This is a genomic window from Fundicoccus culcitae (assembly GCF_024661895.1).
Classification (GTDB): domain Bacteria; phylum Bacillota; class Bacilli; order Lactobacillales; family Aerococcaceae; genus Fundicoccus_A; species Fundicoccus_A culcitae.
The window spans coordinates 1,216,095-1,232,586 of sequence record NZ_CP102453.1 but is presented as its reverse complement, the minus strand read 5'-3'; the positions used below and the strand labels follow the sequence as shown (position 1 = coordinate 1,232,586).

Annotated in this window: 11 protein-coding genes; 10 read left to right on the top strand and 1 reads right to left on the bottom strand. The window is 40.3% G+C overall.

All coding sequences use genetic code 11. The features are described 5' to 3' along the window. The first annotated feature begins 9 nt into the window (after positions 1-9). The 5 genes from NRE15_RS05610 to NRE15_RS05590 all read left to right on the top strand — a co-directional run bounded on the left by NRE15_RS05610 (position 10) and on the right by NRE15_RS05590 (position 6,782). Positions 10-1,395: an ABC transporter substrate-binding protein gene (locus NRE15_RS05610; protein ID WP_313794614.1), complete on the top strand. Its 1,386-nt coding sequence runs from the start codon at positions 10-12 to the stop codon at positions 1,393-1,395. Positions 1,396-1,465: 70 nt separating this feature from the next. Next, positions 1,466-2,359, top strand: coding sequence for a carbohydrate ABC transporter permease (locus NRE15_RS05605; RefSeq protein ID WP_313794613.1), 894 nt, complete (start codon positions 1,466-1,468; stop codon positions 2,357-2,359). Positions 2,360-2,368: 9 nt separating this feature from the next. Further along, complete coding sequence (locus NRE15_RS05600; RefSeq protein WP_313794612.1) at positions 2,369-3,196, top strand: carbohydrate ABC transporter permease; 828 nt, start codon at positions 2,369-2,371, stop codon at positions 3,194-3,196. Between the two features lie 202 nt (positions 3,197-3,398). After that, positions 3,399-4,322 (top strand): Abi family protein, encoded by a 924-nt coding sequence (locus NRE15_RS05595; RefSeq protein WP_313794611.1) that lies wholly within the window; start codon positions 3,399-3,401, stop codon positions 4,320-4,322. A gap of 549 nt (positions 4,323-4,871) precedes the next feature. Further along, on the top strand, positions 4,872-6,782 hold the full coding sequence (locus NRE15_RS05590; protein ID WP_313794610.1) for an endonuclease MutS2: 1,911 nt from the start codon (positions 4,872-4,874) through the stop codon (positions 6,780-6,782). A gap of 216 nt (positions 6,783-6,998) precedes the next feature. On the opposite strand, the gene NRE15_RS05585 is transcribed toward NRE15_RS05590, so the two are convergent. Then, complete coding sequence (locus tag NRE15_RS05585) at positions 6,999-7,964, bottom strand: nuclease-related domain-containing protein (RefSeq protein WP_313794609.1); 966 nt, start codon at positions 7,962-7,964, stop codon at positions 6,999-7,001. 199 nt (positions 7,965-8,163) lie between these two features. Here NRE15_RS05585 and NRE15_RS05580 point away from each other — a divergent pair, with 199 nt between their 5' ends. Genes NRE15_RS05580 through NRE15_RS05560 form a run of 5 tightly spaced genes read left to right on the top strand, consistent with a single transcriptional unit; the run spans position 8,164 to position 13,669 of the window. Next, entirely contained in the window at positions 8,164-9,399 is a 1,236-nt protein-coding gene (locus tag NRE15_RS05580) for an extracellular solute-binding protein (protein WP_313794608.1), read from the top strand. A gap of 27 nt (positions 9,400-9,426) precedes the next feature. Beyond that, complete coding sequence (locus tag NRE15_RS05575; protein WP_313794607.1) at positions 9,427-10,689, top strand: carbohydrate ABC transporter permease; 1,263 nt, start codon at positions 9,427-9,429, stop codon at positions 10,687-10,689. A 2-nt stretch (positions 10,690-10,691) separates the two neighbouring features. Beyond that, the gene (locus NRE15_RS05570) at positions 10,692-11,549 is read left to right on the top strand and encodes a sugar ABC transporter permease (RefSeq protein WP_313794606.1); all 858 of its coding nucleotides are present in this window, start codon (positions 10,692-10,694) and stop codon (positions 11,547-11,549) included. Between the two features lie 8 nt (positions 11,550-11,557). Continuing rightward, positions 11,558-11,686: a beta-galactosidase gene (locus NRE15_RS05565; protein WP_313794605.1), complete on the top strand. Its 129-nt coding sequence runs from the start codon at positions 11,558-11,560 to the stop codon at positions 11,684-11,686. Between the two features lie 3 nt (positions 11,687-11,689). Then, positions 11,690-13,669: a beta-galactosidase gene (locus NRE15_RS05560; RefSeq protein WP_313794957.1), complete on the top strand. Its 1,980-nt coding sequence runs from the start codon at positions 11,690-11,692 to the stop codon at positions 13,667-13,669. The last annotated feature ends 2,823 nt before the right edge of the window (positions 13,670-16,492 follow it).

Here is a 16,492-nt window from a genome sequence, read left to right as displayed (position 1 = left end):
AGAAATAAAATGATAAAAAATAGTTGGTTAAAATTAATTAATATTTTAGTTATTTTAGTGACAGTTAGTGGTGCGTTTCTAGGACTTGGTTTTGAAAGCGTTGTCGTTGCGCAAGAAGAAATCCAAGTAGATTTCTGGTCTGCACCACAAGCTGTACAATATGATTTATGGACTGCTAGAGCCAATGCTTTTAACGAAACAAATACAGAAATTGATGGGAAAGTAATTAGAGTAAAAGTTCAACAAATGCCAGAAACACCTTCATCTGAAGCGGGTATTCAAAATGCCTTAGCAACCGGGACGGCTCCAGCTGTATCAGAAAATATAAATAGAGGTTTTGCTTCTATTTTAGCTAATTCTGGTGTCGTTTATGATATTTCAAATGAAGATTGGTTTAATGAAGTTATTGAAGCTAGACAAATGGAAGAAGCTATGGAAAACTGGGCAATCGATGGCTCACACTATGTATTACCAGTTTATGTAAATCCAATGGCGTGGCAATGGAATGTTAAAGGTTTAGAAGCACTTGGGTTTGATTCTGCACCTACAACTGTTGAAGAATTTCAAAATGTAATGACTGCTTTTGGTGAAAACCGTGAGGCTTTATCAGATATCGGAATTACTCATTCATTCTATAGACCATCATTATCAAGACCAGATCAATATTGGGATCGTTGGTTTGACTTCCAAATGATATACAATGGATTGTCTCAAGCAAAACCAATCATTGAAGAAAATCAATTAGTAATGGATAGACAAGATGCCATCGATGCTTTACAGCTTATTGGTATGTTCGGTAATTCTGTACAACTTGGAGAATTAGCTAGTGTTTGGGTAGAAGATACTCCTTCAGTATTAGTTACAATTAATGCACCATGGGAAATTAATCTATATGAAGAATATGGAAAAGTTTATGGTGAAGATTATGTTTATGGACCAGCAATTGTAAGAGCAGAAGGTGATCTGCCTTATAATTATGCAGACTCTAAAGGATTAACTTTTTATAAATCAAGTAATATTAGTGAAGAACAACATTTAGGTGCAGTTGAATTTGTTAAATGGGTATTCAATGCTGAAAATTCAGCACAATCAGATTTAGAATGGTTAGAGGCAACAGCAATGTTACCCGTACGTGGGGACTTAAATGACAATGAAGTATTCAGTGATATGTTAGCTCAATATCCTGCATTATCAGCTTTAGCTGAATGGGTTCCTTACTCAATTCCAGGTCTAGCTACAGCTAATGATCCAGATATTTGGACTGCATTTACAGAAGTAGCTACTGCTCCATATTTAAATGAAATGAGTAATTATGAACCAGGTGACGCACCAGATGCTTCAACTTACATTGATGCTGCTATCGAAGCGATGAGACAAGCAGGCGAATTGGAATAGAGAAACATTAGAGCTGTCTAGCTTTATGCTATGCAGCTCTATATTTCTTAAATAAATGAGAGGTGTTACAATGACTCAAAGAAAAGAGGACAATAGACAAAATATAATTGGATGGATATTGAACAGTCCATATCTAATACATTCAATAATTTTCTTCTTGTTACCATTGAATTGGGCAATATTTTTGTCTTTTATGGATTGGAACTTAATGTCTTCAGATAGAACGTTTGTAGGATTAGATAATTTTATCGATTTATTTAACGATAATAGAGTAAAAGCTGCATTTATAAATTCTTATAAATATTTGCTTCCAATAGTAACGCTTTGTTTTGCTTTTGGTTTATTGATTGCGGTATTAGTCAGTAAATTACCAAATAAAATAAAAGGGATTGTAGCGGTACTATTTTTTATTCCATATTTGACTTCAGGAGTTGCTACTTCAGTAGTTGTTAAATACTTCTTTAACTATAATTCTATTTTCAATGAATTTTTAAGAGACACTTTTGGATTGAATATCAATTGGTTAACCGATCAAAAGTATGCCTTTTGGGTAATGGTTGGAATTGTTGTATGGAAAATGTCAGGATATTATGCTCTATTTATCTTATCGGGACTTGAAAATATTGATGGAGATATTAATGAAGCAGCTGCGTTAGATGGTTCAACTGGTTTTCATAAATTATTCCACATAACCCTTCCAATGTTAATGCCGACTTTAACAACTGTGTTAGTATTGGCGACAGGTTTAGCTTTTGGGATTTTTACTGAACCATTTTTATTAACTGGTGGAGGTCCAAATTTATCAACGACTACTTGGCAATTAGAAATATACAATGCTTCATTTACTCGATTTGATTCTGGTTATGGTGCTGCTATGGCAATAGCCAGTGCCGTCCAAGTATTTATTACTTTGCGTATAATAAATTATTTCACTGATAGATTAAATAAGCGATTTGGATATTAGGAGGGCGACATGAAAAAACAAAGTAAAACGTCATTAATTTTGATATCTTTGCTTACTTTAATTTTATTGGCAATTTCGTTATTCCCATTTTATTATATGGTGGTGCAATCATTTATGCCATGGAATGCTGTAGATAAGCAATTGTTTTCTACAGAATTTACCTTAAGAAGTTATGAGCACTTGTTAAATCAGGGTGGAGGTTCCAATCGTTCTATGTGGGTAAGAGCTTTGGCCAACTCATTATTAGTTTCAACCCCTACGGCAATCATTTCTGTATTTTGTGGGTTATGGGTAGGTTACTCAGTAACAAAGTTGAAAAAATTCAAAGGGAAAAAGTTAATTTTAAATACTTTGCTTTTTCAAATGTTCTTTCCTACTATTATTTTACTTGTTCCAAGATATATGATTGCTCGACCATTAGCCAATACCTATTCTGGGATGATTATTCCGTTATCAATCTCAATTTGGGCAAATTATATGTACATCAATTATTTTAAAACTATTCCAGATGCTTTAATTGAATCTGCTGAAATTGAAGGAGCGAGTCATTTTAAAATTATCAGAACAATCGCACTTCCAATTGCAAAATCAGTTACAACCATAGTATTTCTATCAATATTTATGCAAAGGTGGGGAGAATTAATGTGGGATATGTTAATTGCTCCATCTATTGATATGCAAACATTGAATGTGTTAATTTCAACTCAATTTAAACCAATGGGTGCTTTTCCTGGTCCAATGTATGCAGCTTCTGTTATTTTAACTTTACCGATTATCATTTTGTTCTTAGCATTTTCTAAGTACTTTAAAGAAGGTATTAGTTTTATGTTGAAATGATTGTGTATTAACATCATAAAAAAGCTTTTAAACCCTGGTGTATCAGAGTTTAAAGGCTTTTTTGATATTTAAGAGATAATCTTTGCTCAAGATTCAATTTATTACAAACAAATTATATCCTGAATTTGGTGATTTCGAATATTATAATATTAATTTATACTTTTATTTTATGATAAAATATAAAACGAAAGGATGTGATAGAATGGATTCAGATAGACGGCCAAAGTTAGAATATAATATACTTATTCAAGAAAAAATCAAAGATAAAGGCATCACAACATACAAACACACTGATAATCAAATTAAGGAAATCCTAGTAACTCATAATTATTTTTACAGATTGACGAGTTATCGAAAAAATTTTGATAAAAATCAACATAACAAATATATAAACCTTGATTTTGAGGCTTTAGTGGATATGGCTTCTATAGATGTTCGTCTTAGAGAATATCTGTTAAGTATGACTTTAGATGTTGAACACTATACAAAAACTTTACTAATGGATTTAATTACAAATGATCCTGAAGAAGATGGCTATACAATTTTAGAAGATTTTAAGAATTTTCGTTTAGAGAATGTTGCCTATTACAACAACTCTATTAGTCGCTTCAAACGTAATTTATATCTAAAAGATATGTATGATAAACGTTCTGCAGATATCCCTATTTGGGTATTTCTTGAGATTGTTGATTTTGGAACATTGATTAAATTTGTTAACTTCTACCACCACCGGAAAACAGTAACTAGCATTCAGCAATTAGACAGAACATTAAAGTTTATAAAAAACATTCGAAATTGTTGTGCACATAACAATATTTACTTCATTAATATATACTCTGAAAAGCTTAAAATGAGAAAAAACCCTACATCTGAAATAACAACTTTTTCAAGAAGTATAGGAATTAACTTAAGAAATGTAAAATATTACAAGATTAATGATTTAGTTGCTTTGTTCTATCTTCATAATAGACTTGCTACTCAAAAACTTAAAAAAAGACGTTTTCAAGATGGTCAGCAATTAGTAGAAAGAATGAAGATAAATACGCATTTATACAAAAGTTGTGATTCATATAATAAATTTTTACCTACTTTATCTAAACTAATTGACTTTCTCAATAACGATTAATATAATGAACATGAGGAAACAACTTTAAAGTTGGCCACGACTAAACTCGTTGGTTGGAAGTCTGGCACTGCTGGACTTTAAACTCCCACTACTGTAATCGGTAGTGGGAGTTTCTTTTTTATCCTTTTTGCATAATCCTTGAATGTAATTGCTATCTTTATTTTCATTATTATAGAAAAATAAAAAAGGAACCCTTGCTCTCCCCCCAAAAATCCTTTATACTTACCTCGTAAAGTTGATTTCAATCAACCCCAATCGAAAGGGTGAAGTGTGTGAGTGTGGCAGTTTCTTTTTAATAGAAACTAAATAAGCTTTAAGTCGTTTGACAGGCAGTTTTCGCCAAAAGCGGAAGCTCTATTTGACCCTGCCTATGACTAAAAGAAACCTACCATACTTTACACATTAAACGTCACCACCACCCTGAGGTGTATTTGGCGACGACTAAATAATGACAAGAGTTGCGGTAGCGATTACTGCGGCTCTTTTATTTTGGGGATATTTATTGAAATGCATCCGGTAGGGGTCTTGGACACAACCAAGGAGAAGAAAATGAATCAAAATACCTATGAAAAACTTGAATATGATACTTTGCGCGACCACGTGACGACTTTTTGCGTGAGTGAGTTGGGCAAGAAAAAAATGCAAGACCTTAATCCGAGTCCGCGGCTGGATGTCGTGCAAAATCGCCTGGCTGAGACGACCCAAGCCCGCGCCATCCTTGACATGGGGACGCGCGTGCCGTTTATGGGGCTCACTTCCATCGACGTTACTATCGACAAAGTCGAAAAGGGCATGATTTTATCAGCGTCTGAGCTGTTTGGTGTGGCTGATTTTCTGCGGGGTTGTCGCAGTATTAAGCAGTTCATGAACAATAAGGCGTTTCAGGCACCCCTCTTGGTTGCCTACGCCAAGGGCATGACCAGCCTCAGCCACGTCGAGGACGCTATTTATTTTGCGATTTCTCATAATCGCGTCGATTCGCAAGCCGACAAGCAACTCAAAAAAGTCCGTCAACAAATCGAAACCACCGAACAAAAAATTAAAGACCGTCTAAATAAATACCTCAGCTCCTCGACTTATAAGAATTACATTCAGGAGTTTGTGATCAGCGTGAAGGACCAACGCTACACCATTCCCATCAAGGCGGCTTACAAAAACCAAGTGGATGGCACGATTGTCGAGACGTCTTCGCGAGAATCAACGGTATTTATTGAACCGACCGCTGTGAATAAATACAACCAAGAATTGGCTGGTTTGCGAGCCGAAGAGTCCATGCTGGAGTACCAAATTCTGGCGACTTTGACCGGGAGTGTGGCGGAATATTTGCGGGAGATTCAACAGAACATTGATTTGATTGCGCATTATGACATGGTGTTCGCTAAGGCTAAGTATAGTAAGTCGATTGAGGGGATGGAACCTAGGATAAATGCCGAAGGTCGCGTGCGTTTGGTTGGGTGTGTGCATCCTTTGTTGACGGGGAATGTGGTGCCTTTGGATTTTGAAATTGGTGAGGATTATCGGTCGTTGGTGATTACGGGGCCTAATGCGGGTGGGAAGACGATTGTGCTGAAGACCATTGGTTTGGTCACGTTGGCGGTGATGTCTGGTTTGCATATTCGTTGTGAAGCCGGGACGGATGTTGCGGTTTTCGATAAAATTTTTGTAGACATGGGCGACAATCAAAGTTTGGAAAATGCCTTGAGCACTTTCAGTTCGCACATGCAAAATTTGTCGCAAATCTTGCGCGACACCGGTCGTAATACCTTGCTGTTGCTGGACGAGATTGGAAGTGGAACAGAACCCAACGAAGGTGCCGGTTTGGCGATTGCTTTGTTGGAAGAGTTTTATTTGAAAGGTGCTTTAACCGTGGCAACCACGCACTATGGTGAGATTAAGGCTTTTTCGGAGCAGCATCCAGCATTCATGAATGCAGCCATGCAGTTTAATCAGGAAACCTTGGAGCCATTGTACAAATTGCTGATTGGGCAGTCGGGTGCGAGTAACGCTTTGTGGATTGCGCGCAAAATGCAGATTCCCGAGGCTGTCTTGGATCGCGCGGCTGAGTACATTGCGACTAAGGAGTATCGGATGGAGTTATTGGCTGAAGGGGAGGCTACGCCTAAGAAAAAAGTGGTAGCAGCCGACTCTAAGCCAACTGTCACCTTCTCGCGAGGTGACCGAGTGAAGTTGCTCGATCACGATGACTTCGGTTTAATTTATGATGCGGAAGTTGATGATTATAATAATGTCGCTGTTTTTTATCAAAGCGAAGTTATTAATGTCCATGTCAAGCGCTTGTCCGTCGTTGGACGTGCCGCCGACCTCTATCCCGCCGACTACGACCTCGAAACCTTGTTCGTAGACTTCCAAACGCGCAAATTCGAGCACGATTTAGAGCGCGGCTCCAAAAAACTCCGCCGCCAAATGGCTAAAGAACAACGAGCACGCAAGAAAGACTAATAAAAATCCCCACCTAGTTCGCCTTTTGGTTGCGTGTAGGTGGGGATTTGGTGTTTTTTGAGGGGTGTATTTATTTGAAAAAAGAATCTGACGTCAAATGCTAGAATTCCCGTCAGATACTCAAGAATCTGACGTTAAACGCCTGAGTTCCCGTCAGATACTCAAGAATCTGACGTTAAACGCCTGAGTTCCCGTCAGATACTCAAGAATCTGACGTTAAACGCTAGAAATTCCGTCAGATAAAAGAGTAACAGATTTTTTCGCTGATAAATCTATATCATAGTAGGATGCTCGCGCTTTATTTACTACTTTAAATTGTTTATACATATATGTCCTAACAGTTCTTTGTGTTATCCCACCACCCATCAACTCATAAACATTTTTAATTGTCACCATCTCCGGATTATCATAAAAAACCAGCCTCAACTGTAATGCGTGTCGCTTAACAACATCTCCAGTGGCTTCTTCAGCACCGCAATGGGGACAGTGAATATGCAATTTATTCTTGACCAGCCCATACTGCCCACACCCACCACAAACAATCCCTCTCCTCAGCTCCCCAAACTGCTCAACCCGCAGCCCCTTCACTTCAAAGCCATATTCCGTCTGATACTTATCCAACACTGACAACGTCCTGTCTCTCAACCAGTCCTTCACCACACCCGTTCCAAGGTACTGTTCCAAAAAGGGCTTTAATAACGTGCGCGGGACTAGCTCCACATCACACGGCATATCATCCTGATAGACATGACAATTTTCATTGATAAAGACCAAAGCTGATCGGACCGAAATATTCCCCGCGACCTCACGGGCTACTTTTTGCAAACTTTGATTTCGATTTTGCGCAGCCACAACAATATTATCCATCGGCGTCGTCCCGCCATTCAAATAACACTTGCCCTCACGATATTCAAAACGCGACTGATAATTTTTCACGTCAATCGCCACCCACTCATAAGGCAAAATCAACAAAAAATCCGGTTGCCGCTTGGGCCCATTTCCTACCTTAAACCAATAATCCTCCACCCACATCAGATGCGACAAGCCAAACTCCACCACCGCCCTCGCAAATTTCTGCTCGCCTTCATAACCCGCCCGCAAATTCGACAAAGCTGCCTCATCCACCGGCACACCTCGCACAGCCAAAGCCTCCAACACTCGCAACTCAACGTTCTTTTCCATAAAACCTCCTTTTTAATAAATAACGCTGCGACAACCCCCTCTATATATAAATACGTAAAAAATGCCCATTTCCACTTTTTAAGTTAGTAAATTTTTTTACTAAAAAGTTATCTTTTTGCGGAAAAAGTGATATTTATTTAAAAGGGCTTGTTAAAATCAAGGTGTAGTAAGCGATTGCAAAAAGAAAGGGAGTTGTAACATGAAAAAATTTGGTCAGTTGTTGTTGAGTTCGGTCTTGGCGGTCAGTGCCTTGGTCAGCAGTGGAGTGGCGGGAGTTTCAGCCCAAGAAGAGTATGATTTAGTGGTGTGGGAGGACGTGAACAAGAGCATCGGCATCGAAGCGGCGGTTGAAAAATTCGAAGCCGAACATGGCGTGAGTATTTTAGTTATCGAAAAAGCCTATGCGCAGCAATTGGAAGATTTGCGTTTAGATGGACCGGCGGGATCGGGGCCAGATGTTTTTACCATGCCGGCGGACCAAATCGGAACGGCGGTGGTTGAGGGATTGGTTAGACCGATCGAGGTTTCAGATGAGATTAAAGCAACGTTCACCGAAGCATCTGTTCAATCACAGACGGTCAATGGTGTTCTTTATGGTTTACCAAAATCGGTTGAAACGCAAATTCTCTTCTATAATAAGGACTTAATTTCAGAAGAAGAATTGCCGACGACACTGGATGGGTGGTATGACTTGTCGCAAAACAATACCAATGAGTCCTTTGCTTTCTTAGCTTTGTTTGATCAATTGTACTATGCCATGGGAGCGATTGGTGGTTACGGTGGTTACATTTTCAACCAAGATGATGATGGGAACTATTTGACGGAAGATATTGGCTTAAACAATGCAGGGTCTGTTGAAGCGGTTGATTATCTAGCCAAGTTTTACACTGAAGGCTTATTCCCTGATGGAATTATTGGCGAGCAAGGAATTAATGTGTTAGAAGCTTTATTTGTTGAAGGGCGCGTGCAAGCGATTATTTCAGGACCATGGAATTTGGAACCTTTTGAATCGGCTGGCATCAATTTTGGCGTGAAAGAATTGCCTATCTTACCTAATGGGGAACATATGCAATCGGTGGCCGGGGTGAAAAGCTACAATATTTCTTCCTATTCAACTAACCCTGAGTTAGCTGAGGAATTCTTATTGTTCATTACGAATGAAGAAAATTCACTGGTTCGTTATGAGGAAACGCAAGAAGTGCCGGCAGTCTTAGCTTTATCTGAACATCCATCGGTTGTTGAAAATGATGCAGCCGAAGCGATTGCCTTGCAATCAGAACATGCGCGTTTAATTCCTGGAATTGTGCAAATGAATGAAGTTTGGAATTCCATGGATGCGGCTTTGCAAATTGTGATGAATGGGCAATCGGCGGCTCAAGAAGCGCTCGATATTGCGGTTCAACAAATTATTTCAACCAATCAAGCTTTGAAATAGGGATATTTATTGGAAGAGGGTTTTAAAATGAATGGAAGAAAAGCGCGAACGAGTGCGGTTTTGTCCTTAATTCCTGGTTTAGGGCAAATAAATAACCGGCAATATACGAAGGGATTCCTAATACTAGGCTTTTTCACCGCCTTTCTGGTAGTCTTCGGCGACTTTTTCCAATCTGGCTTGTGGGGTTTGGTGACTCTGGGGACGGAAGTTCCCAGGGACAACTCCATTTTTCTTTTGTCAGAGGGCTTAGTTGCGTTAATTGTTTTAGTGTTAGGCATCTTTTTTTATCTAATAAATATCCGTGATGCTTATCTTAATGGTCAGCGAATCGACCAAGGCATGGCGGTGAATTCGATCCGGGAGACCTATCACGCCATATTGAACGAAGGCTATCCGTATTTATTAACAGGACCGGCATTTTTTGTTTTGTTATTTAGTGTGATTTTCCCGATTTTATTTACGATTTCGTTGGCCTTTACCAACTATGATTTGTATCATTCTGCGCCAGCCAATTTGGCTGACTGGGTCGGGCTCGAAACGTTTAAAAAAATCTTCACCGTCGATATTTGGCGAAATACTTTTGTCAATGTGTTAGGTTGGACGGTGGTGTGGACGTTAGTGGCTTCGACTTTACAAGTATCCGTTGGGATTTTTTTGGCGGTCCTTGTGAACCAAAGGAAGGTGAAGCATAAGAAATTTATTCGGACGATCTTTATTTTACCTTGGGCAGTCCCGGGTTTTGTGACGATTTTGATTTTCGGGGGCTTGTTTAACGATTCGTTTGGTGCGATTAACAATCAACTTTTAGCTGTGGTGGGGATTGGGCCGATTTCATGGATGACGGATCCGAATTGGACGCGGATTGCACTCTTGCTGATTCAAACCTGGCTTGGTTTTCCCTATATTTTCTTAGTGACGACCGGGACCTTGCAGTCGATTCCGGGGGAATTGTACGAAGCGGCGGTGATGGATGGCGCGACGGCGTGGCAACAATTTAGACGGATTACCTTGCCGATTATTTTGTATTCCATGACGCCGATTATTATTACCCAATATACCTTTAACTTTAATAATTTCAATATTATTTATTTATTTAATGGTGGGGGACCGGCGGTGCTAGGCTCCAACGCTGGCGGAACGGATATTTTGGTGTCCTGGATTTATAAGTTAACCATGCAAAATAGTCAGTATGCTTTGGCAGCGGCTTTAACGATCTTGCTGTCCGTGTTTGTGATTCTCATTGCCTTGTGGCAATTTAGACGGTCGAGTTCATTTAAGGAGGTACAATAACGATGGCGCAAAAACAACCGACAAAGAAAAAATTTGATTTTGCTTTACTATTGTCATATCTTGTGATTACACTAGTTATCATTATCATATTGTACCCGCTCTTGTGGACGATTGGCGCTAGCTTTAATCCGGGCAATAGTTTAATCAGTACACGGATGATTCCCGACAATCCAACGTTAGAGCATTATCAGGCTTTATTTGCGAATGAGGGGTCATTGCAATATATTAATTGGTTTAAAAACTCGGTGAAAGTGTCGATTGCGACGATGTTGTTGTCAACCGTATTCGTGACTTTTACGGCCTACGCCTTTTCACGGTTTCGATTCACAGGGCGTAAAAATGGTTTGATGTTGTTTATGTTATTACAAATGATTCCACAATTTTCGGCCTTGATTGCGATCTTTGTTTTAGGGCAGATGTTGGGGTTAATTAATAATCACATGTTTCTGGTATTTATTTATGTGGGTGGTCAAATTCCAATGAACACCTATTTGATGAAAGGTTATTTTGATACCATTCCGCTTTCTTTGGACGAAAGTGCTAAGATAGATGGAGCAAGCCCGACGCGGATTTTGATGAATATTTTGGTGCCCTTAGCCAAACCGATGTTATCCGTGGTGGCTATTAATTGTTTTACCGGCCCTTTAGGCGATTTCGCCTTATCATCTGTTGTCTTGCGCAATGTGGAAAGTTATACGTTACCCCTTGGATTGTATCAATTAGTTACCAACCCTATGACAGCAAGTTATACCAAATTTGCTGCCGGATCAATTTTAATTAGTGTGCCCGTGGTCATCGTTTTCTTGCTTTTCCAAGATAACTTTGTATCAGGCTTAACCGCCGGCGGGACGAAAGGATAAGAGTCGAGATGAAAATTTTACACGGTGGAGATTATTTTCCTGAGCAATGGCTGGACCAGCCCGAGGTGCTGGAAGAAGATTTTGCGTTGCTGAAAGCCGCTAATATTAACACGATTACTGTCGGCATGTTTGCCTAGTCGATTTTAGAACCCGAGGAAGGGCAGTTTAACTTCGGATGGCTGGATGCGGTCTTTGATAAGGCAGCCGCTAATGATATGCAAGTGATTTTGGGCACACCTTCAGGTGCGCGCCCGCATTGGCTCGCTAATAAATATCCCGATGTTTTACGGGTGAATGCTCGCAACGAGCGAATGCTTTTTGGCGGAAGGCATAATCACTGCTTCACGTCCGTTAATTATCGTGAGAAAGTGCGGATTATGAATGAAAAGCTGGCTGAACGCTATGGTCAGCGGGATAATTTATTCATGTGGCATTTATCGAATGAATACATGGGGGATTGCCACTGTGATAACTGTCAAATCGCCTTTCGTCAGTGGATGCAAGCAAAATATGGTAGTTTGGAAGCAGTCAACGCAGCTTACTGGAACACCTTTTGGAGCCATACCTATACCGATTGGTCGCAAATTCATTCGCCGTCGGAAGTGGGCGAGACCGCTGTGCATGCTTTAAACTTGGATTGGCGCCGTTTCGTCACCGACCAAACCATTGATTTCTATTTGCAGGAGAAAAAGGCCTTGCGTAAATATTCGTCTGATGTGCCTGTAACGACCAACTTTATGGCCGATACGATGGATTTGATTCCTTTTCAAGGTTTAGATTACACCAAGTTTGCCCAAGTCGTCGACCTTGTCAGCTGGGATTGTTACCCCGCTTGGCACAACGACTGGGAAACGGAAGCCGACTTAGCGATGAAGCTTGGCTTTATTAACGATTTGTATCGTAGTTTGAAACAACAGCCGTTTTTAATCATGGAATCAACACCTAGCCAAGTTAATTGGCATCCGATCAATCGTGCAAAACGCCCCAAAGTTCACCAACTGTCATCCATGCAACTCTTAGCCCACGGATCCGACAGCGTGATGTATTTTCAAATGCGGGCGTCCAAAGGCTCCTCCGAAAAATTTCATGGCGCTGTTTTGGGTCATGTACCGGTTGAACGCAATCGCGTCTATGGGGATGTGGTGAAGCTCGGCGCTGACCTCGGTCAACTCGACGGCTTGGTCGCTAGCATGAAGACGGCGGAAGTAGGTATTTATTATGATTGGGAAAACGCGTGGATTTTGCAAGACATCCAGGGCTTTAACAAGGTTAACATGCATTACCACCGCACCCTTCACCAGCACTACCGCCCATTTTGGGAGGCGGATATTCATGTCGATGTCCTTACCAAGAACAATGATTTTGCTGGCTATAAATTAATTGTACTGCCAATGCTTTACATGCACTCGGCCGAACTGTTGGCCAAAGTCGAGGCCTTCGTCGCCAGTGGCGGCACGGTTGTCTACACTTACCTGTCCGGCGTAGCCGATGAAAACGACCTGGTTTACGATACCGGCATGCTTAGCGGCCTGCAAGATTTACTCGGCATCCGCCTACGTGAAACCGACGTCTATTACCCGTCGCAAAGCAATTCGCTCGTTGTTGGGGGTCATCGCACTTACGCCGTCCACGACTACGCCGCCGTTTTTGAATTAGCCGGCGCCACACCTTTAGCCACCTACGGTGACGATTTTTACCGCGACACCCCAGCCCTTTCAGTAAATATCCCTGCTGCAGGTGAGGGTGGTGGTGGTGCGGGTGTAGGAGGTGGCGCGGGTGTAGGAGGTGGCGCGAGTGATTCGGGTGCGAGTGCAGGTGCAGCCTATCTCCTAGGCGCTCGCACCGGTGACGATTTCTTACACGATTTTTATGCTGGGTTAGTGGGTGATCTAGGCATTGTTAGCAACAGTGCTAGCAAAACATCGCCTGCCGTCTCCGTCCAAACCCGTACTGCTGCCGATGGTCGTGATTATATTTTCGTCATGAACTTTAGCAATCTACCACAACAAGTAACTTTACCTGAAAACACAAGCTACACCGACGCCATTTCCAGTCACCCCGCCGAAAATCCCGTTGATCTCGCTGGTTTTGATGTCAAAGTTTTAAAAACTGAGGGTTAAACGACAAGGAACGCCGAATGTGTGGTGCACACATTCGGCGTTTTTGAGTACACTTTAACTTCTGAGGTTGCAGAAGTATAAGTGAATCGCAAACACTTTAACTTTTAAGCCTGCAGAAGTACAACTGAATGGCAAACACTTTAACTTCTGAGGTTGCAGAAGTACAACTGAATGGCAAACACTTTAATTTCTGAGCCTGCAGAAGTACAACTGAATGGCAAACACTTTAACTTCTGAGGTTGTAGAAGTAGAAGTGAATGGCAAACACTTTAACTTCTGAGGTTGTAGAAGTACAACTGAATGGCAAACACTTTAACTTCTGAGGTTGTAGAAGTAGAACTGAATCTCAAACACTTTAACTTCTAAGGTTGCAGAAGTAGAAGTGAATGGCAAACACTTTAACTTCTGAGGTTGTAGAAGTAGAACTGAATCTCAAACACTTTAACTTCTAAGGTTGCAGAAGTAGAAGTGAATGGCAAACACTTTAACTTCTGAGCTTGCAGAAGTGTAAGTGAATCGCAAACACTTTAACTTCTGAGGTTGCAGAAGTACAACTGAATGGCAAACACTTTAACTTCTGAGCCTTCAGAAGTACAACTGAATCCCAAACACTTTAACTTCTAGGCCTGCAGAAGTACAAGTGAATCTCAAACACTTTAACTTCTAGGTCTGCAGAAGTACAAGTGAATGGCAAACACTTTAACTTCTGAGCCCGTAGAAGTACAACTGAATCTCAAACACTTTAACTTCTGCACCCGTAGAAGTACAACCAAACGCCAAACACTTTAACTTCTGAGCACGTAGAAGTGCAACCAAACCTCAAACACTTTAACTTCTGCACCCGTAGAAGTGCAACCAAACCTCAATCACTTTAACTTCTGCACCCACAGAAGTACAACCAAACGCCAAACACTTTAACTTCTGAGGTTGTAGAAGTAGAAGTGAATGGCAAACACATTAACTTCTAGGCCTGCAGAAGTTAATGCGTTTTTTGGTTGTGGAAATCAGGACGAATTATGGGCATGAAGATTAACTTATTTTGAGTAAACAAAGACAAGCTAGCTATAAAAGATTGAATTTCAATACACTTTAACTTCTGAGCCTGCAGAAGTACAACTGAATCTCAAACACTTTAACTTCTGAGCCTACAGAAGTACAACTGAATGGCAAACACTTTAACTTCTAAGGTTGCAGAAGTACAACTGAATTCAAAACACTTTAACTTCTAAGGTTGTAGAAGTGTAAGTGAATCGCAAACACTTTAACTTCTAAGCCTGCAGAAGTACAACTGAATCCCAAACACTTTAACTTCTGAGGTTGTAGAAGTAGAACTGAATCTCAAACACTTTAACTTCTGAGCCTACAGAAGTACAACTGAATGGCAAACACTTTAACTTCTGAGCCCGTAGAAGTACAACTGAATCCTAAACACTTTAACTTCTGAACCTGCAGAAGTACAACCAAACCGCAAACACTTTAACTTCTAAGCCTGCAGAAGTACAACCAAACCGCAAACACTTTAACTTCTGAGCCTTCAGAAGTACAAGTGAATCGCAAACACTTTAACTTCTGAGCTAGTAGAAGTACAACTGAATCGCAAACACTTTAACTTCTGAGGTTGCAGAAGTACAACTGAATCCCAATCACTTTAACTTCTGAGCCTTCAGAAGTACAAGTGAATCTCAAACACTTTAACTTCTAAGCCTGCAGAAGTACAACTGAATCCCAATCACTTTAACTTCTGAGGTTGCAGAAGTACAAGTGAATGGCAAACACTTTAACTTCTGAGGTTGTAGAAGTACAAGTGAATCTCAAACACTTTAACTTCTAAGGTTGCAGAAGTACAAGTGAATGGCAAACACTCTAACTTCGGAGCTAGTAGAAGTACAACTGAATGGCAAACACTTTAACTTCTGAGCCTGCAGAAGTACAAGTGAATCTCAAACACTTTAACTTCTAAGGTTGCAGAAGTACAACTGAATGGCAAACACTTTAACTTCTGAGCTAGTAGAAGTACAACTGAATTCAAAACACTTTAACTTCTAAGTCTGCAGAAGTACAAGTGAATGGCAAACACTTTAACTTTTAAGCCTGCAGAAGTACAACTGAATGGCAAACACTTTAACTTCTGAGCTAGTAGAAGTACAACTGAATGGCAAACACTTTAACTTCTGAGCTAGTAGAAGTACAACTGAATGGCAAACACTTTAACTTCTGAGCCTGCAGAAGTACAAGTGAATGGCAAACACTTTAACTTCTGAGCCCGTAGAAGTACAACTGAATCTCAAACACTTTAACTTCTGCACCCGTAGAAGTGCAACCAAACCTCAATCACTTTAACTTCTGAGCCTGCAGAAGTAGAAGTGAATGGCAAACACTTTAACTTCTAGGCCTACAGAAGTACAACTGAATGGCAAACACTTTAACTTCTAGGTTTGTAGAAGTTAAAGTGAATGGCAAACACTTTAACTTCTGAGCCTGCAGAAGTTAATGCGTTTTTTGTTTGTGGAAATCAGGACGAATTATAGGCATGAAGATTAACTTATTTTGAGTAAACAAAGAAAAGCTTGCTATATAAGATTGAATTTCAATACACTTTAACTTCTAAGCCTGCAGAAGTACAACTGAATGGCAAACACTTTAACTTCTGAGGTTGTAGAAGTATAAGTGAATGGCAAACACTTTAACTTCTGAGCCCGTAGAAGTGCAACCCAACCCCAAACACTTTAACTTCTGCACCCGTAGAAGTGCAACCAAACCGCAAACACTTTAACTTCTGCACCCATAGAAGTGCAACCAAACCTCAAACACTTTAACCCCTAA

Coding starts and splice junctions, on each gene's coding strand:
- NRE15_RS05610 (WP_313794614.1), top strand. CDS start 10: ATGATAAAAAATAGTTGGTTAAAATTAATTAATATTTTAGTTATTTTA.
- NRE15_RS05605 (WP_313794613.1), top strand. CDS start 1,466: ATGACTCAAAGAAAAGAGGACAATAGACAAAATATAATTGGATGGATA.
- NRE15_RS05600 (WP_313794612.1), top strand. CDS start 2,369: ATGAAAAAACAAAGTAAAACGTCATTAATTTTGATATCTTTGCTTACT.
- NRE15_RS05595 (WP_313794611.1), top strand. CDS start 3,399: ATGGATTCAGATAGACGGCCAAAGTTAGAATATAATATACTTATTCAA.
- NRE15_RS05590 (WP_313794610.1), top strand. CDS start 4,872: ATGAATCAAAATACCTATGAAAAACTTGAATATGATACTTTGCGCGAC.
- NRE15_RS05585 (WP_313794609.1), bottom strand. CDS start 7,964: ATGGAAAAGAACGTTGAGTTGCGAGTGTTGGAGGCTTTGGCTGTGCGA.
- NRE15_RS05580 (WP_313794608.1), top strand. CDS start 8,164: ATGAAAAAATTTGGTCAGTTGTTGTTGAGTTCGGTCTTGGCGGTCAGT.
- NRE15_RS05575 (WP_313794607.1), top strand. CDS start 9,427: ATGAATGGAAGAAAAGCGCGAACGAGTGCGGTTTTGTCCTTAATTCCT.
- NRE15_RS05570 (WP_313794606.1), top strand. CDS start 10,692: ATGGCGCAAAAACAACCGACAAAGAAAAAATTTGATTTTGCTTTACTA.
- NRE15_RS05565 (WP_313794605.1), top strand. CDS start 11,558: ATGAAAATTTTACACGGTGGAGATTATTTTCCTGAGCAATGGCTGGAC.